This is a genomic window from Candidatus Erwinia haradaeae, from assembly GCF_900698935.1.
Lineage (GTDB): Bacteria > Pseudomonadota > Gammaproteobacteria > Enterobacterales > Enterobacteriaceae > Erwinia_E > Erwinia_E haradaeae_D.
Genome location: NZ_LR217715.1, coordinates 643,524 through 663,341 on the forward strand (window position 1 = coordinate 643,524; position 19,818 = coordinate 663,341).

Here is a 19,818-nt window from a genome sequence, read left to right on the forward strand (position 1 = left end):
ATAAATACTTAGTATTTCACAAGCATAGTATTATGATACTATATCGATGATACCTATAAAATATACATTCGACTACTGTTAAATAACTTGTAAAACACCTAGCAGTAAGCGCTTTAATCAGCACATTTTCGCTGTTCGAGCAATCTCTATAAAACATACTAACATTAAATATTGTTAATGCTCGAACATTGCTGAAATGGATTCATCATTACTAATACGACGAATCGCTTCAGCTAACATTCCTGATAAGGTGAGCGTACGTACAGTAGGTAATTCTTTAATTACCGGTGGTAAAGGGATCGTATCACATACAACCACCTCGTCGAGCATTGAATTTCTTAAATTATTTACTACATTTCCTGAAAAAATTGGATGAGTAATATATGCAAATACACGTTTTGCACCTCGATACTTTAATGCTTCTGCTGCTTTGCATAAAGTTCCTCCAGTATCAATCATATCATCCACTAGCACACAGTCTCGCCCTGCTACATCACCGATAATATTCATCACTTGGGATACATTAGCACGTGGACGACGTTTGTCAATAATAGCCATATCAGTGTCATTAAGTAATTTAGCAATTGCGCGGGCACGTACTACTCCCCCAATGTCTGGAGAAACAACAATAGGGTTTTCAAAGCCTATCTTCAACATATCTTCTAAAAGAATGGGACTACCGAAAACGTTATCTACTGGAACATCAAAAAAACCCTGGATCTGTTCAGCATGCAAGTCCACAGTTAACACTCGATCTACACCGACACTAGATAGAAAATCAGCAATCACTTTTGCTGTAATGGGAACGCGAGCAGAGCGCACTCGACGATCTTGGCGGGCATATCCAAAATATGGAATAACTGCAGTAATACGACCAGCGGAGGCACGACGGAGAGCATCTATCATAACTACTAATTCCATGAGATTATCATTAGTAGGTGCACAAGTAGACTGGATTATAAAAATATCACCACCACGTACATTCTCATTAATTTGTACACTTACTTCACCATCGCTAAAACGACCTACAGTAGCATTACAAAGAGTGCTATTAAGACGTTCAGCCACACGTTGCGCTAGCTCCGGAATCGCGTTACCAGCAAAAAGCTTCATGTCAGGCACAAGAAGAACCTCGTAGTTTACATCCAGCTAATGCAATACTAAGTAGCATACTGGTAAAATAATGTATATCGTCACATTAAAAATTGAGCGATAATATCCTTAATACTATATTAAAAGCCCTTCGCTTTATGAATTTACTTTTTACTATATCTGCTAAAGATGTAGATTGTCATGAGTAGCTACTACGGGAAAAATAAGCTCATACCTTTGATGCACACTAATGCATCAAAGAAATAAAACCACGGTATCATAAGAATCATAATCACAATATTATGAGACGTCTTTTACTGTGATCTATACTCTCTTAAAATATGATATAACGGAGAAATATTTAATCCTCTGGCCACAAACCCTTGAAATTCCGTAGGAAGTTTCTCTAAAATAGACCGAGCAGCAGATTCGGTATAAAATTCTGCAAAAACACAAGAGCCCGTGCCAGTTAAGCGCGGTAAAGTATATGGATTTAGCACAGAAATCAGCCACTCCACCTCATGAAAAATATTTCTCACAACACACTCACAATCATTCATAAATCTATTCAACAATAAGTCTTTCATATAACGATACGGAGTATTTCTCGTTAATAAGGGATCTTTAAAAACTTGATCGGTGCTAATACTAATACCAGGATACACCACTAGATACCATTTTTCGTTCAGTGCAATTGGGGTCAGAAGCTCCCCTACCCCCTCGGCCAAGGCAGATGAACCATAAATAAAAAAAGGTATATCAGAACCAAGTTGTAACCCTAACGCTGCTAACTGTGCTGTAGTAAACCGAGCACCCCATAAATAATTCAGTGCCACCAGCGCCGTAGCCGCATTTGATGACCCACCACCCAATCCTCCACCAATCGGGAGTCGTTTTTCTAACTGAAAAATCGCGCCAGCTTTATCCGGTAAGGTGCCGCGCAATTTTGCCTGATCACGCAAGATTTTTGCTGCACGCATGATAAGATTTTGATCTTCTGTTACATCTGGTAATGGGGTTAATAATTGCAAATCGCCGCTGCGGTTGTGCTCAATCGTTAAAGTATCCCCATACTCAAGAAGTTGGAATAACGTTTGAAGGTCATGGTATCCATCTGGTCTCCGACCCGTAATATAGAGAAATAAATTTAATTTTGCTGGGGCAGGCCATTTAGTAATCACAAAATATTCCTGTTAATCTATCTTTAACTGAATGTATTTTTTATCTTGATGTACTTCTATTCTAGTAGGCATTAACGGTAGTCCAAATTCTTTTTTATATGCTAGATAAACTATGTACAAACGTTTACTAACGTCATTAAAGTATACTCGCCTCAGAAGATGCTGTTCGTATAATTTAAAATCAGTAGAATTACCAGGTAGCCCCATAATCCATTGACGAAAATTTTCTAGTGAAATATGCATCCCAGTTAATTTATATATCACCTGTTCTGCATGTTTCTCGCTAATCACATATTTAGCTTTCTGAGTCATAATTTGTACTATGGCGCCCTCCTGAATTAACTGTAATTCTGTCGCACCTAGTGGATTAATAAAAATTAATTTATAATGATAAGGTGATGTTTGTTGCCAATAAAAACGAATAAATATTTTATGATGACCAGAAAATCCAGATAATGTACCATGAGTTTGATAGTGAGTAATTTGTTGCACTAATTTTTCGTGAATAGGCCATAGTGAAGTGATTTTCTGTCGATCTATTGGGTTCTGTGCTGGATATTGACTACAAGCGGTTAATAAACTACTAGAAAAAAAAACAAACTGCACTATAAAACGATATACTGCTAACATCATGAAAAATTTCCTTAGAATAACTAATGAAGAGAACATTATCGCCAGTAACCATAGTTAGTAATTTGACAACCTGTGCCTTTCATCACAGTAATAACGGAAAATAGAGCGATTACTTTTTTTACCAGTATTAAAAATAAAATCATAAATTTGATTGGATTACAACGATATGAATATATTGGCCTTATCTTATAAGGTGTAATTTGTCTGATAGAAGTTCTTGAACTAATAAAATTATTACATTCTATTATCAAAGAAAACAAACTGTCTAAGTGCGCATAGCACTATTCAATGTTTGATCTAGAGAGTGGAGAAAAAGAATTTGATCCTAGACCGATATTGCATAAAATATATCTATGATATCGGTAATCTTGATTATCGAAAAAAACAGCTACTTATCTAGCCATCTCTCACTGATATACAATAGCATACTATGCTACATATCGCTATACACTACTGTGATACCGGTTCTCTCAGTGCGACTACTCTAATATTTTATAATCATGAAGTATGGATTATGTGCTTACAAAGACTGATTAACAAACGAACTATAAATCAAATTATCACTAACTAAGCACTCAACATCCGCTTATGTTAAAATCTAGAAACTTTCTAGCTATAACACTACCTATAGTTAAATCAAAGCATACCTACCTGGGATATATATAGTCATACTATAGGACAAAAATAGATAAAAAATCTACATTAATTAGACATACTTGATCAAGAATAAAACAGGAATATATCAGATACATCCATAAAACTATCCTCATATTCAGTCGCGCCATTTGTTATCACCACGTTCATAAATATCCTAATATTCTCCAATGGTTAGAGAAAGAGAAGGAAGATTAAATACACATGACGTGACTTAACTAATCAAATTTCTTATTGTTATCAACATTAACGATCAGATGAGATAGATTAGAATAGAATCACGATAGTAATAATTACAATGAGACAAGTAGATCATCGCAACTAACAATTTTCAACGTTATCGTCTATTAACAGTCATTGCTATTATGAATAGATTTCCTATAACAGATATTGCGAAGCATCACTATTATTTATCTTAATCACGATATGATCTATTAATGACTATATACAATAGTGATTCCAGATCTGTATAGTCTGCAAAATGACTGACTACCAGAGTCACAATATATTTATGTGCTAATTGAACTACCTGCATACAAAACAATGATATTGTATATCTATACTAGAAATAGATCATGTTTTATAATTAATGTTCAATTATCACACTTAACTCATCGTGCTCCAACTACCTTCATAAGGTATAAAGATACAAATGAAAAGTTCGATCATTGCTAAATTAGAATTATTACAGGAAAGACATATAGAAATTGAAAATATGTTAGGCGATCCTACTATTATTGCCGATCAAGAACGTTTTTGTACACTATCACGTGAATACTCTCAGCTACATCATATTAGCAAATACTTCTATCAATGGCGCAAAAATCAAGAAGAAATCAAAACCTCTGAAAATATGCTAAATGATTCTGAAATGCACGAAATAGCTCAGGAAGAACTAGTTCTTTTACATAAAAAAAATAAAGATTTAGAAAAGAAGATACATATGTTGTTATTACCAACAGATCCTCATGACGCAAGAAATTGTTATTTAGAAATTCGCGCTGGAACTGGTGGTGATGAAGCAGCAATATTCGCAGGTGATTTATTCCGGATGTATAGTCGTTATGCTGAAGCACAATGCTGGAAAATTTCTGTGATCAGTGTTCATGAAGGAGAAATCAGCGGTTATAAAGAAATCGTTGCTAAAGTTATTGGTGTAGGAGCTTATGGACGTCTCAAATTTGAATCAGGAGGTCATCGCGTACAACGCGTACCAGAAACAGAGTCTCAAGGTCGTGTGCATACGTCATCTTGTACAGTAGCCGTTATGCCTGAACTCCCACAGCTTGTGCTTTCCACCATCAATCCAGAGCATTTAAAGATTGATACTTTTCGTTCTTCCGGGGCTGGTGGTCAACACGTAAATACCACTGACTCAGCAATCCGCATCACACATCTTCCCAGCGGCATAGTGGTAGAATGTCAAGATGAACGTTCTCAACATAAAAACAAAGCAAAAGCACTTTCAGTTCTTGCTTCACGCATACATGCAGCGGAAAAAACTCGTTGTCAGCAGGAAGAAGCATCAACAAGGCGAAATCTGCTCGGTAGTGGTGATCGTTCTGATCGCAATCGTACTTATAATTTTCCACAAGGACGAATAACAGATCATCGGATTAATCTTACAATATATCGTTTAAATGAAGTAATGGAAGGGAAAATAGATGCCCTGATTGCACCTATCATACAAGAACACAAGGCAGATCAGTTAGCAGCCCTGTCTGAAAATAATGAATGAAGATCAGCGATTGGATGCATACTGCAAAAAAACAGCTAGTTAATAGTGACAAACCCAAAAGAGACTTAGAGATCCTATTGGGGATGGTAACTGGTAAATCTAGAGCTTGGTTAATGGCCTATGATGATAGTACTCTAACCACTTGCGCTTTAATGACACTCACAAACTTAGTAGAACGGCGTGCTATCGGGGAACCAATGGCGTATTTAATTGGAGAACGTGAATTTTGGTCTCTTCCATTGAAAGTTACACCAGATACAATGATTCCTCGCCCAGATACTGAAATCGTAGTAGAACAAACATTAATACGCATGACTAATGCAAGTTGTTCTATACTCGACTTAGGTACCGGAAGCGGTGCGATAGCACTAGCAATAGCAAGCGAACGTAAAAATTGTCATGTTTTAGGGATAGACTGTATTCGTTCTGTAATAGATTTAGCTAAATACAATGCTTTAAAATTAGGTATCAATAATGCGTCTTTTAGATTGGGAAGATGGTTCTCTACTATCCAGGATCAGAAATTTGCTATAATTGTTAGTAATCCTCCTTATATTGATATTTCTGACTTACATCTCTTAGAAGGAGATCTGCGATTTGAACCTAAAAGTGCGTTGATTTCTGGTAATCATGGTTTAGCTGATATTGCACTGATTATTGCAGAAGCTGGCAAACATTTAATACATGGCGGCTGGTTACTATTAGAGCATGGATGGCAGCAAGGCAATATCATTCGACATATGATGCGTAAATATGGATTTGTAAACATAAAAACAGCTCAAGATTACGGTGGTCATGAGCGTGTAACCCTTGGTAGATATCGGTAAATTATAGATATACAATCTTTTCATCTTATGGTGCACCTTCGATGTCTGTATTGATCTCCTGATAGAGCATATGTTGTGTTTGCATACCAAGTTTTAAGGCTAAAGATGATGAAACATAAATAGATGAAATCGTACCAACAATGATACCAATGATCATTGTAAGCGAAAAACCATGCAACATTGCACCGCCAAATATAAATAAAATTAATACCATCATTAAAGTAATGATTGAAGTGATTATCGTTCGACTAAACGTTTGTGTGATCGAAAGGTTAGTAATTACAAAAGCAGAATCAACAGAAATTTTACGACAGTTTTCACGAATACGATCTGAAACAACGATCTTGTCGTTTAAAGAATATCCTATCACTGATAGTAAAGACGCTATAATAGTTAAATCGATCTCTATACTACCTAAAGCCAAAAAACCAAGAGTGATCCCTACATCATGTATTAATGCTAGAACTGTACCTAAAGCCAACCGCCACGTAAAACGAACAGAAACATATAAAAAAATAGCCAGCAAAGCAGATAGTATAGACATACCACCTGTAATTACCAGCTCACTACCCACCCTAGGTCCTACAAACTCAATACGTTTAAGAATAGCATTCTCTTGGAGAGAATGATTAATAATGTTTACAATTGTATTTCTTAATTTTATATCTTGATTACCTTCCTTGACAGGAGAATAAACTATTATATCATGACTGTTATCAAAATTTTGTACTTGTATATCCATAAGACCAGCTTGCTGCAAGTTCACGCGAATCACATCTAGATGCACTGGTTGCTTAGAATGCAGCTCTATAACAGTTCCTCCAGTAAAATCAATCCCCCAATGAAAACCACGTGTATGAATAATAATAATAGAAATTATTAATAACACTCCAGACACACATAAAACTAACTTATCCCATTTCATAAAATTAATGACTGTACATCTATCATGTATGTACGTCATGCTTTTATCTTTCACTAATATGCTATCCTCAGATAGATAATCTATCTATTCGCTTTCTGCCATATATAAGATTAATAATAGCACGAGTTCCCATCATGGATGTCAGCATAGAAGTAGCTATACCAATTGCAGTTGTAATCGCAAATCCTTGAATAGAACCAGAACCCACTGTGTACAAAATGATTACTTTAATCAGTGTAGTGATATTTGCATCTAAAATACTGGAAAATGCCCCTTGGTATCCCATAGAAATAGCATGTTGTGCAAAACGCCCATTATGTAGCTCTTCCTTAATACGCTCATTAATTAATATATTCGCATCCACCGCTACTACCAGTGTTAAAACAATACCAGCAATTCCAGGCATCGTCAAAGTAACACCAGGTAAGATTGACATAATGCTAACAATGAGCACTAAATTCGCTAATAATGCACAAGTGGCGACTAATCCAAAGAGTTTGTATCGCACCACCATAAACACAATGCATGCAATGAGACCATATGCACAAGCATCTAAACCCTTTTTGATATTTTGTACTGCCATAGTTGGACCAATAATGCGCTCCTCGGTAATCCGAATAGGAGAGGTGAGGGCACCAGACCGCAAAAGTAATGCTAATTGGCGTGCTTCTTTTGAATTATGTATGCCGCTAACACGAAAGTGATTACTAAATGGCGACTGAATATAGGCAACATTGATAATCTCTTCGTGCTTTTCTAGCAGAGACTTACCATGCGCGTCTTTTTTGCCACTATCTCTATATTCAATCAATAGCGTAGCCATTACTCTTCCAATATTATCTTTTGTAAAGGCAGCCATCGTATCACCGCCCATGCTATCTAAAGCAATATTCACTTGTGGCTGATTGTATTCATCTATGCTTACCGAGGAATTATTAATGTGGTTACCGCTCAGAATAGCCTTCTTATACAGCATCACTGCATGTCCTTCTGGTGTCTCTTTAGCTTCATAGTCATCTGAGATGCTATCATAGGTACTGCTTGGAAAGCGCACTAAACGAAACTCCAGCATTGCTGTAGCACTTAGAATCTCCTTCGCTCGTGCGGTATCTTGAATACCTGGTAACTCTACTATGATAAAATTATCACCCTGTCTTTTCACTAAAGTATCTGCTAAACCTAGCTGAGTAACGCGATTGCGTAAAATGTGAATATTTTGTTGTACCGCATCTGCACGTATTTTCCGAATTTTATCGGTGCTAATATCCACCATTAAAAGATTATTTGCACTCTTTCGAATAAACATGTCAGGGCTATAAGCAGCTAACGCTTGATACGCTATATTACATCTATTTTCATCACGAAAATGTATATTTATCCTATGCTGAGAACTTTTATTTATGTGAATATCTCGAGTGTTTTGTTGATTGAAATATGTGTGTAATTTTTCAAAATTCTGTTCCTGCATCTTGTCCATTAACATATCTGTATCTACTTCAATTAAGAAATGAACCCCCCCGCGTAAATCTAAACCAAGTTTCATTGGCTGTGCAGATAAACAAGCTAACCAACGTGGTGTTGCTGGAACTAAGTTAAGTGCGACAATATAATTTTTTCCAACTACTTGCTTGATAACTTCACGCGCCTTTAATTGTAGCTCAGTATTCGTAAAACGTGCTAAGACTTCTCCAGATTGCCAAATAATCGATTTACTCTGAACCTTGTCTTTTCTTAAGGCATTTTGGATCTGTTCTAACAACGCATCATTTACTATCCTACCGCGCATGCCAGTAACTTGAATAGCCGGATCCTCTCCATATAAATTTGGTATAGCATACAAAAAACCAAGAAATAATATACAAAGTAGCATGATATACTTCCATAAAGGATAATGATTTAACACAATCGCGCCCTGAAGAAGAGAAAGATGCAGTATTATGATTTTGATTTTTTCAACACAGTTATTGCAGAACACAATTAACTGAACACGATATTGTCATCCATACATAGTGTGTATTATCTAACCGATTTCAGTTAGATAACTATTATTTTTTATAAAAAACCCTCTTAGGGTATTATCCTACTGAATTCTGGATCTCTTTTCACCTGTATCACAGAAGATTATGCGGTAATCCGTACAATGCAATAGAGATCATTAAAAACCTACATCGTTGACGTGCGATATATCTTTTATGAGATAACAATATACTTTTCATAAACAAAACAGAGTTTGCATTGCATAATTTACCTCTTGTGTATTAAAAGTATTAGCATAAGAATGCTGAAAGTAATTAAGAATCAAAGACGTACTAACCACTGTGTGCGAGAACAGGTATGTTTGCATTATCTAAATATTACATACAGTATCTCTATCTGGTAGACATGATCACATTTCATTAGAGATTAACTGCTCTCTTGAGCATACATATGCTTATACTACTTACGCGAAAGTATAATACTTTCATTTTGTGAAAAAATGTTAGTAGTGCAATTTATAATCAGATGATTATTTATTAAAGAATTCTCATACTATACTGGTTTTGTACATACTTATGCATTACTGAATTTATTTCTGAAAAATACCACACACCATACATCATTTGACACTCTAAAATATTTAGGATGCTCTAAGATATAGCACAGCCTCTATAGTATTTATGTGAATAGAAATACTAAGGTAAATAAAGTGTACTAATACATCGCATAATCAATATACCAATCCATTGTCTTTAATATATCCGGTTCGAGAATAAAAATCGCTTACAAAGTCCCCTAAAGTTCCTGATGCAATTGCTTGGCGTAAATTCAACATTAGATGTTGATAGTAATATAGATTATGAATTGTATTTAAACGCGCCCCTAACATTTCGTTGCAACGATCAAGATGATGTAGGTAAGAGCGACTATAATGTCGGCAAGTATAACAACCACATTGAGGATCTAATGCCAGTGTATCATCTTTATATTTTGAGTTACGAATTTTTACTATGCCGTGAGAAACAAAAAGATATCCATTACGAGCATTTCGTGTGGGCATCACGCAATCAAACATGTCAATACCACGAACAACACTCTCTACTAAATCTTGTGGTTTACCAACACCCATAAGATATCTTGGTTTCTCTGGAGGCAGTTGATAGCACATAGACCCAACGATACGATACATTTCTTTTTTGGATTCTCCAACAGCTAATCCCCCTATAGCATATCCATCAAATCCAATATCTAATAAACCGTTAAGCGATATCTTCCTTAAGTCTTCATAAATACCGCCTTGAACAATACCAAATAAAGAATTTGTATTGCCTAATATATTAAAAGCATGCCTACTACGCTTTGCCCAACGTAATGACCTTTCCATTGATTCTTTGCTGTATCCCCAAGAAGCGGGATACGGTGTGCATTCATCAAAAATCATAGAAATATCTGCACCAAGAACATACTGTATTTCTATTGATTTCTCTGGGTTAATAAAAACTGGCGCACCATTAATAGGATTCTTAAAATATACCCCTTTCTCAGTAATAGAACACGTACGTCCTAAACTAAACACCTGAAAGCCACCAGAATCAGTTAAAATAGGCCCCTTCCATTGCATGAAATTATGTAAATCACCATGCATTTTAATAACATGCGGACCTGGACGTAGCCATAAATGAAATGTATTACCAAGAATTATTTGAGCACCTATTTTGTGAAGCTCTTCTGAACTTATACCTTTTACTGTACCATAAGTTCCAACCGGCATAAATGCTGGAGTTTCCACTATACCATGCTTAAAAATTAGACGACCGCGACGAGCACATCCATCCATAGTATCTAATTTAAACTTCACAATTCCTCCCCTGAGGATAAAATCCTGCGGAAACTTAATGTACACTGCAAGAATATTACAACTATGCTGTCCACTTTATAGCTTCTGGTGTGTATATATTCTTATAAAAAATACTGCATATGTACAGATCATATCTCCATCTAAGGTGCGTACCTTTACTATGCGCTTGGATAAATTGACAACGTAATAATAGATCATCTCTAATAGAGCTGTGATTCTATACACATACCAATCTTATGTCATATGATCTTTGAAATAAGTACATACTTATTTGATCTGCTGATCAAAAGTACAATATACATCAATCACTACTAATGACTAAATGATTATTCTTTAATAAATATTCAAGACTGAAAGTGGACAGTGTTGTGGCATTACCCTCACATATAATTACTCAAAGGGATATCGGATATGTATTACAGTTTCTCAGTTATACAAATAGAATCTTTCTTATGTTGTTATGCCATCCTTGACTTCAATATTGCAAATGATGGTTTTTAGGAATGAACTACTGTCCAAACACTAAAGATACACCTACAACAGTGTTCTCTTTTTTATTTATTTGTCTCATGATCATCATGTGTCTATGGATCTTGAAACCATTTATTATCGGGTTTATATGGGCAGGAATGGTTGTCATCGCCACTTGGCCATTATTGCTTAAAATTCAGAATATATTATGGAAACAGAGATCTTTAGCAGTGTTAGTTATGGTCCTGTTATTAATTCTAGTGTGTATTATTCCCATTATTCTTCTGATTAAAAGTTTAATCGAAAACAGCAGTTTACTAATTACTTGGTTGAGCTCAAATCATCTACACGCACCTGAACTATTATGGTTAAAAACCATTCCCATAATAGGCTGTAAATTTTATTTATATTATGATCATCTGATCCATAGTAGTGGCGTAACGCTTCTTTCCCAGGTACAGCCGTACATCATCCGAACAACCCGATTTGTTTTTACTCAAGCTGAGCATTTAGGTTTTTTTATGATCCATCTAGGAGTCATGTTAGCTTTTAGCATATTACTCTACTGGCATGGGGAGAAAATGGGAAATACTATCCGTCAATTTGCTTTTAGGCTAGCATCTCACGATGGTGATGCAATAGTACGACTGGCTATGCACACTATACGTGCTGTAGCTCTCGGGGTAGTAGTAACTGCATGCATGCAGGGATTATTGGGAGGTATTGGATTAGGTATCGTAGGCATACCATTTTCCACCATTTTGACGGTATTAATTATTTTATCATGCCTAGTTCAGATAGGACCTCTGGTTATATTAATTCCAGCGATTATATGGCTATACTGGACAGGAGATAACAATTCTGGTACGCTGTTACTCATATGGAGTGGTATAGTATGCACCTTAGAGACTCTATTGCGTTCTATTCTTATTAGCAAAGGAGCGGACTTGCCAATGATTTTAATCTTAGCAGGAGTGATTGGAGGACTGCTGTCTTTTGGTATGATTGGTTTGTTTATTGGACCAGTGGTTTTAGCAGTATCTTATCAATTTATACTTGCCTGGATTCACGATATATCTCTACCCTCTCATAAACTGTGAGATCTGATGATGAAAATATCGAGCACTAAAACGACATGACGATCAAGTTAATAAGTAAAAACAAATTACCTATCTATATTATAGATATACTGAACTGTCATCCTTTGTTTACTCTTCTTTAACAGGTATATTGAAACTAACTGCACACAATCATCATGGCACTTATGCAAGTTAATATCACATAATCTCACAAGAAACATAGTTCTTGACATCCGTTCAAATACAATTCTAAGGTTCATTAGAAATGAATTCTAATGAATAACTGTTAATATATGTCGATCTTTAAGATGTTCAGGAATTGCTATCAAAATAAATGTGTTAAATCATATCTAACTCTCTGAGTTAGCAGAACAACCATCTCTTATACACACATAGTAAAAGAAGCATCTCCGCTATATTTTCTATATAAAAATATGATATTTACGGGGCTCCACACAACACAGGCGTTAATCAGAAGCAAAATATAAAGCTTCTATTTGTGATATGAAAACATAGTATACCCCTATTATAGAAAATGATTTTCAAAAAGATTGCTTATAAAATTAAGAAAAAATCGGCATTATTCTAAAGTATTACTCATGTATTAAAGCAGTGTATACGACACTTGGCTATACTCTCTCAAAAAGACATTCCATGTTATGCCAGAGAGAAAAACCAAATATAATTTTCCACTTAAAATACAGCATGTACTAATGAAAAAATACAGCTTGCTTTTTAGCACCTCTGTTAATAGAAAAAGAAGAATGATTCACAATCTCTAGCGCCCGCTCAAATTTCAAACATGTAACATTGTACATAACAGCCTTGACATAAAAATTTACTGGATGTCTTACTGCCAAATAGCTAAAAAAACATTAAGATTATTAAATATTCTAGCGACAGACTCGATCAGAATGGACATAGTTTTACTATTATATGACCTGCTTTTTCTCCATTGTCTGTAACTCTTTTAAAAATACCACTCTAATGTACTTTAAGATCCAACAAGTAAAAATAGATAACACCCAACTGAGCACAACCGAAGCAAACAAATCCCTAGACCAATGCATACCAAATGCAAGACGACTACTCATCACTGTTGCAGCCCAAATCATTACTGCTATAACAGTAAAATAGCAACGACGCGGCCATAACAACCCTGTTCCAACCAGCGCCCAAGTCGCAGAAAAAATAGTATGGCCAGAAGGAAAAGAAAATTGAGTGGCCTCATGCCAGTGTCGTATCAACCAGGGTGGAAATGTTTGATTACTCAAAACATATTCATGCCATATCTCTTTCGTGTCTAAAGATTTTTTATTACTGAATATCGTTACCTTCTCTAGATTATGTGATTGCAACCATAGATAGTAAGGACGAACTGAATGAAAGTGATCTTTTAATAAAATTTTAATACTTTGCCCCGTAACTAAAGAAACAGTCATCAATACCGATAATAATAAAAGTGATTTAGAACCGCAACGGAGACACCAACCAAATAAACTAACAAGAATCAAAGTGGTCCATAAAACCCACGGATAAGTAATAGTTTCAGCTACTAAAAAAAGTAGTTTGCTACCACAGTCCACATGAAAAGGTTTCCATTGCCATTCAGTGATGGTAACAATCAATGGTATGAGTAATAATATAAATGCACTTAATGTGGTATGTTTTAGAGTTTTCATCATTTTTTGACTTACGCTATCAACAAAATTGTATGTCTTACCAGATATGATTAAAAACGATACAACATACCACTATTATCGATTGTCAGTATGACATAGCATGCATGTGTATTCATGATATCCAGTTGACATTTTTAAAATAAAATCACCTACAAAATTCGAACACTACTTAAACTCGAAGATATAGGTAATAAAGCACAATAATTTTAAGAAGTAATATATATCGCTCATATACAACCTCTTTGGTTCTCATTGCTATTACACATGCTAAATTATTGCAAATGCTTTCTAGCCTGATAAAGTAAAATATGATAAAATAATGATGAATAATACAGTTCTCTAGACACTCTCGCTAAAAATATTAGCCCTAAGAACTAGCTGACACTGAACACCTTAGTGGTATCATAAACATATGACTATAGCCGTATTATCGGTATATTGATACCATTTAATATCCTAGCAGTGTATAAGATTCAATTTCTCTACATACCACCCCGTATCAATATAGTTTAGCTTTCTGGCTTAGATCAATGTTACTATAGACATGCGCAAAATCTTAAAGGCATATATACAATGGGTTGTCATAACGCTCTTGCTTGTGTTTCTAAATATGCAACTAAGTTAAAAAATATTGATCTTTTATTAAAAGTGATGCTCTAGAACCCTCTCTAATGACACAGAGCTACTATAGAGAACTAATTTAGACATGCCACAAGTACACACGTACGATGAGCGCAGCTTTCTCAAAATACAATAATCTCACCACTCCGATCATAATAATACAAACCAAACCTCTCAAAAAAAACATAAAACCAATCTACTTCATGTTCTACTTACAAGAGTACCATATGTTTTTTCAAACTAAGAACTGACTAAAATATATATCATAATATTACATGATAAAAATGTAATCACTGCACTCTAGCAGAGTATACTCAAAAAATGTTATTATATTAAAATAAGTCTATCCTGCAAAAAAACACTAAAATGTAATAATGCACACATTTGATCATACCAGTAAATGCTAAGAGCAGTGATACAATAGTTGTGCTTAATCTACTCTAATATGGAGTTCTATCTTATTGTTATCACATAATATTGTATTGTATGACACTAGTCACCTATCGAGAATATATGCATCATCAGTTCTGGTTTATACAATACATTCGCATAATATTAAGATTGTATGAGGATTAATATGCAACTAAAACGAGTGGGAGAAGCTAATCTACCTACGCCCTTCGGAGATTTCCTTATAGTTGGTTTTGAGGAATTATCGACGCACAGAGACCATATTGCCTTAGTGTTTGGTGATATCTGTGGCCCAGACGCTATTTTGGCGCGTGTTCATTCTGAATGTCTGACAGGAGATTCTTTATTTAGCTTGCGGTGTGATTGTGGTTTTCAGCTCGAGGAAGCCATTATACAAATTGCTGAAGAAAAATGCGGTGTTCTACTATATCATCGTCAGGAAGGCCGAAACATCGGACTATTAAATAAAATACGTGCTTATGCACTACAAGATTTAGGGTATGATACGGTAGAAGCTAATCATAAGTTGGGTTTCTCAGCTGATGAACGTGATTTCACTATATGCTCAGATATGTTTAAATTGCTTGGCATTCATACCATACGGTTATTAACTAACAATCCTGATAAAGTTAAAAAACTTACTGAAGCTGGAATGAACATCATTGAGCGTGTCCCTCTCATTGTAGGACGCAATCCAAGAAATAAAAACTATTTAGACACTAAGGCAGCTAAATTGGGACACCTCCTGTCTACATAAAGAAATTTGTCTCCTTGAGATAAGGAGACATAAAGCTATCATACACCAGCAGCCATATCAATTTCCTAGAACGGTCTCTTCTATTCAACATACTATAACTCTTGAAGTATACACTTACCAGATACGTCAGTATGTCTCAAGCACATGAGATGCATATTCATCCATGATGGCTACGATATCTCATCAATGCGCAGGACAATGAATATCAACACCTTAACACTGACTGGTATGCGTAGTTCTATAAATCTTATACGATACCAATATGATTAGTATTTATCTACATTTATCAAATATAGTAATATCATTTTCTTACTAATATTTTCAATATATTAGATAGAATCTATTCTAGACAGATGGTTTCTAACCATACGCTATGCTATAACCTGTAGGTTATAATTACAAGACTCAGTGTATAGATAAAACCTCGATTTATACTTACGATACGCTCTTTTTGCCACTCACACTGCATATAATTAAGTAATATGCAATATTTATTGAAAATAAATACATGAAAGTCAATATAGAGGTAATTATAGAGTGAAAAATACAAAAAAAAAGAGAGTATTATATAACAATAGTATGTTCATGATATACGTTATATACAGTGCATGTACCTGTATATGTATAATACTCGTATATGGATATTGGTTAGACTCTAAAATTCAATCTCGTATTAATGGAAAGGTTTGGAAATTACCAGCTACGGTATATAGTCGTATTATAACCCTAGCACCATGTATGCCATACACTAAGACCGATATAATTTCTCTACTCAGAAACATCCGATATCGTCAAGTCACACATCTAATGTACTCTGGTGAATTTACTGTCCATGCTCACAGTATTGAGATGATCCGTCGTCCATTTGATTTCCCAGATAAGAAAGAAGGGATCATACACGCTCGCTTAATCTTTACTAAAAATCACTTAATGGAGATTAAAAATCTTGAAAATAACCATAATGTTGGTGTTTTGCGTCTTGACCCTTGTTTGATCACCCTTCTTCATTCTCCACATGGAGAACAACGTCTATTTATGAAACGATACAGCTTTCCACAACCTCTAGTTAATATACTTATAAATACTGAAGATCGTCATTTTTATCATCACTCTGGTATTAATTTCTATTCCATTTTCCGTGCATTCTTGGTCAACATTTCTGCTGGGCATACAATACAAGGTGGTAGTACCTTAACTCAACAGCTCGTGAAAAATCTCTTTCTAACTAACCAACGCTCGCTATGGCGCAAAGCTAATGAAGCTTATATGGCAATTATTCTCGATGCACGATATCAGAAAGACCGTATTCTTGAATTATATCTTAATGAAGTGTATCTCGGTCAAGTGGGGAATAATCAGATCCACGGCTTTCCATTGGCAAGCCTTTATTATTTTGGGCGCCCAGTAGATGAACTAAGCTTTGACCAACAGGCTTTACTAGTGGGAATGGTGAAAGGTGCATCAATTTACCATCCGTGGCGTAATCCAGAGGCTGTGCTCAGACGTCGTAACTTACTTTTACGTCTTTTAAAACAGCAAAATATAATTAATGAAGAACGTTATTTAATATTGAGCGCTAGACCTCTAGGAGTGTCCCTGAAAGGTGGGTTGATTCCTCCACAACCAGCATTCATCCAGCTGGTATGTACTGAACTACACAATAATCTCAGTCATCAAAAGCAAGATCTTTCTGGAATGAAAATATTTACTACACTTGATCCATCATCACAAGATGCAGCTGAAAAGTCTATCAAAGAAGGCATGTCTACCCTGCGACATAAACAGAATATTGAAGATCTAGAAGGTGCTATGATAGTTGCTGATCGTTTAACTGGTGAAATTCATGCTATGGTAGGTGACAGTAATCCGAAATGTATAAGATATCATGGTATACTGCAGACACCTCATGCAATTGGATCTTTAGCACAAACAGCTATTTATTTAACTGCATTTAATACACCAAACACTTATCATTTTAATAATTGGATAGTAGATAGTCCGCTAGAACCGCCACAGTCAAATCATAAAATATGGAGACCACAAAATAATGCTCAAGTTGTAAATGACGAAGTCATGCTCATAGATGCCTTTATTAACTCTATGCACACCCCTACCGTTAATCTTGGGCTGAAATTAGGTCTGATGCCGATAATAGATACATGGGAAAAACTCGGTGCTCCGAAAAAACAATTACAGCCTATATCTTCCATACTGCTAGGTGCTTTAAACCTGACCCCCTTAGAAGTAACTCAAATATTTCAAATTATTTCCAATAGTGGTAATCGCGTACAACTCACTTCTTTGTGTACAGTGATTTCTGATAATGGCACCATACTTTATCAAAGCTTACCCCACATAACACGTGTTATAACACCCCAGTCAGCATATCTAACACTATATGGTATGCAAAAAGTTGTAGCACAAGGCTCTGAAAGAGAGTTAGGCGCCTTATATCCTGAAGCAAACTTAGCAGGTAAAGCTGGAGCTACCAATCATTTAGCAGATAATTGGTTTGCTGGCGTTGACGGACGAGAAGTAACGATTACCTGGGTTGGACATGATAATAATAAGTCAGACAAATCTTATAGTGTTTATAGCGCTATGCAGATTTATAAACGATATTTAGAAAAACATACACCATGGTCATTAATATTAACTCTACCAGAAGATATCGCACTTATGCCAATAGATACTTCTGGTCGTTTCATTTGTGGTAATGATATGATCACATCATACATACCCATTTGGACTACCAATCGATCGCTGCTCTGCCAAAACAAAACTAAAAATAAACAACACAATCAGCATAGCATAACTAATAGACTTAGCGGTATCTTGGGTTATTTCATCCATAAAATTACTTAAGAAACGAAAATGGTCATAATCAAGTATTGAACTAATCATAATAAAAAACTAGTACAAACCTATAACGCAAGTATTTTCCCATGGAACCCCGTTAGTATTCTGATCATCTGGCCATGATTAACACCAAACATATAGCATCTTGTATACTATCGCATGAATGGTTGTTCATTGTAGGTTTCTTCAAACAAAATTGTTATATATCATTGTAAAATTTCAACCAACATATCCCTGTATGAGAATCTTGGAGAGCGTACTCACCAAAAACAGGGTGAAACATCTTCATCGCTAAACAATTTTAGAATAAAAAACAAAACACTCTTGAGTGTTAATATCTTACGAAAGAATTTTATATCACTAATCGATGTGGTGATACAATATAAGTGAACCACCATCAGTGGCATTAAATCAGTGGTGCACGCATGAGACGCACGCACGCTCATCGCAGAACATGTTACAATGCATTACACCGTAACATGATGTCTCATATATTAAATATTAATCTATTATACCAACAGATTCTTATTTTCTGCATTTTACTTATTTCTAATGATGTACTATAGCACATATAATCAGCATATAGACCCGTGAAGGTAATAATTTCCTTAAAAATACACCGTATAAATCCTCCTTATTTGTCTTAATACGCAGGACAATTCACGATAAAAATCCAAATTCTCTATAATGCCAATGTAGCAAATACCTGTATTTTTAAGCAATGTAGATACCCTTGTCATCACTGTAAAACAAATATTCATATGCGCACTGTTATAGGCATCATTATATATGCGCTTTTTAAAGAAATTTTTTTGGGTTTTGTAGATAAATTACAAAATCAGCACAAGGTGATCAATAGCAAATATAGGACATCAACATACCATGACACCATGTTTGTAGTGTAATACACATGAGTGATATCACACAGACCATCGTATAGTAAATATACTAGAGATTCCATTATCAAAATGATATGATATACTATATAACTGACCTGCTTTGCCATACCTAAAATGTCATTATGGTATATATACTTCATAATGTGATTAAAAT

General features: G+C 35.2%; 11 protein-coding genes and 1 pseudogene. 5 read left to right on the plus strand and 7 right to left on the minus strand.

Annotated elements, in window-relative coordinates:
* Positions 1-174: 174 nt before the first annotated feature.
* The 3 genes from ERCIKOCA2762_RS02020 to lolB form a co-directional block, all read right to left on the minus strand.
* Positions 175-1,122: a ribose-phosphate pyrophosphokinase gene (locus tag ERCIKOCA2762_RS02020; protein ID WP_157988539.1), complete on the minus strand. Its 948-nt coding sequence runs from the start codon at positions 1,120-1,122 to the stop codon at positions 175-177.
* Positions 1,123-1,406: 284 nt separating this feature from the next.
* Positions 1,407-2,273, minus strand: coding sequence for a 4-(cytidine 5'-diphospho)-2-C-methyl-D-erythritol kinase (gene ispE / locus ERCIKOCA2762_RS02025; RefSeq protein WP_157988540.1), 867 nt, complete (start codon positions 2,271-2,273; stop codon positions 1,407-1,409).
* 12 nt (positions 2,274-2,285) lie between these two features.
* Positions 2,286-2,906: a lipoprotein insertase outer membrane protein LolB gene (lolB, locus tag ERCIKOCA2762_RS02030; RefSeq protein WP_157988541.1), complete on the minus strand. Its 621-nt coding sequence runs from the start codon at positions 2,904-2,906 to the stop codon at positions 2,286-2,288.
* A gap of 1,306 nt (positions 2,907-4,212) precedes the next feature.
* On the opposite strand from lolB, the gene prfA reads away from it, so the two are divergent.
* Together prfA and prmC are read left to right on the plus strand one after the other, a co-directional pair.
* Complete coding sequence (gene prfA, locus ERCIKOCA2762_RS02035) at positions 4,213-5,298, plus strand: peptide chain release factor 1 (protein WP_157988542.1); 1,086 nt, start codon at positions 4,213-4,215, stop codon at positions 5,296-5,298.
* Entirely contained in the window at positions 5,295-6,125 is an 831-nt protein-coding gene (gene prmC, locus ERCIKOCA2762_RS02040) for a peptide chain release factor N(5)-glutamine methyltransferase (RefSeq protein WP_157988543.1), read from the plus strand. The genes prfA and prmC overlap by 4 nt, the downstream gene beginning before the upstream one ends.
* Before the next feature lie 25 nt (positions 6,126-6,150).
* Here the strand turns inward: prmC and secF are convergent, their stop codons facing one another.
* From secF to tgt, 3 genes are all read right to left on the minus strand, one after another.
* Complete coding sequence (secF, locus tag ERCIKOCA2762_RS02045; RefSeq protein ID WP_157988784.1) at positions 6,151-7,089, minus strand: protein translocase subunit SecF; 939 nt, start codon at positions 7,087-7,089, stop codon at positions 6,151-6,153.
* 28 nt (positions 7,090-7,117) lie between these two features.
* Positions 7,118-8,953, minus strand: a complete 1,836-nt coding sequence (gene secD, locus ERCIKOCA2762_RS02050) for a protein translocase subunit SecD (RefSeq protein ID WP_157988544.1) — start codon at positions 8,951-8,953, stop codon at positions 7,118-7,120.
* Between the two features lie 804 nt (positions 8,954-9,757).
* Positions 9,758-10,885, minus strand: a complete 1,128-nt coding sequence (gene tgt, locus ERCIKOCA2762_RS02055) for a tRNA guanosine(34) transglycosylase Tgt (protein WP_157988545.1) — start codon at positions 10,883-10,885, stop codon at positions 9,758-9,760.
* Between the two features lie 503 nt (positions 10,886-11,388).
* On the opposite strand from tgt, the gene ydiK reads away from it, so the two are divergent.
* Positions 11,389-12,456, plus strand: a complete 1,068-nt coding sequence (gene ydiK, locus ERCIKOCA2762_RS02060; protein WP_157988546.1) for an AI-2E family transporter YdiK — start codon at positions 11,389-11,391, stop codon at positions 12,454-12,456.
* Positions 12,457-13,367: 911 nt separating this feature from the next.
* On the opposite strand, the gene ERCIKOCA2762_RS02065 is transcribed toward ydiK, so the two are convergent.
* The gene (locus tag ERCIKOCA2762_RS02065) at positions 13,368-14,120 is read right to left on the minus strand and encodes a phosphatase PAP2 family protein (RefSeq protein WP_157988547.1); all 753 of its coding nucleotides are present in this window, start codon (positions 14,118-14,120) and stop codon (positions 13,368-13,370) included.
* Between the two features lie 1,195 nt (positions 14,121-15,315).
* On the opposite strand from ERCIKOCA2762_RS02065, the gene ribA reads away from it, so the two are divergent.
* Together ribA and mrcB are read left to right on the plus strand one after the other, a co-directional pair.
* On the plus strand, positions 15,316-15,906 hold the full coding sequence (gene ribA / locus ERCIKOCA2762_RS02070) for a GTP cyclohydrolase II (RefSeq protein WP_157988548.1): 591 nt from the start codon (positions 15,316-15,318) through the stop codon (positions 15,904-15,906).
* Between the two features lie 537 nt (positions 15,907-16,443).
* Positions 16,444-18,720, plus strand: a pseudogene (gene mrcB, locus ERCIKOCA2762_RS02075) (bifunctional glycosyl transferase/transpeptidase); the annotation flags it as partial.
* Positions 18,721-19,818 lie beyond the last annotated feature (1,098 nt).

Coding starts and splice junctions, on each gene's coding strand:
- lolB (WP_157988541.1), bottom strand. CDS start 2,906: ATGATGTTAGCAGTATATCGTTTTATAGTGCAGTTTGTTTTTTTTTCT.
- prmC (WP_157988543.1), top strand. CDS start 5,295: ATGAAGATCAGCGATTGGATGCATACTGCAAAAAAACAGCTAGTTAAT.
- prfA (WP_157988542.1), top strand. CDS start 4,213: ATGAAAAGTTCGATCATTGCTAAATTAGAATTATTACAGGAAAGACAT.
- ydiK (WP_157988546.1), top strand. CDS start 11,389: ATGAACTACTGTCCAAACACTAAAGATACACCTACAACAGTGTTCTCT.
- ribA (WP_157988548.1), top strand. CDS start 15,316: ATGCAACTAAAACGAGTGGGAGAAGCTAATCTACCTACGCCCTTCGGA.
- secF (WP_157988784.1), bottom strand. CDS start 7,089: ATGACGTACATACATGATAGATGTACAGTCATTAATTTTATGAAATGG.
- ERCIKOCA2762_RS02065 (WP_157988547.1), bottom strand. CDS start 14,120: ATGATGAAAACTCTAAAACATACCACATTAAGTGCATTTATATTATTA.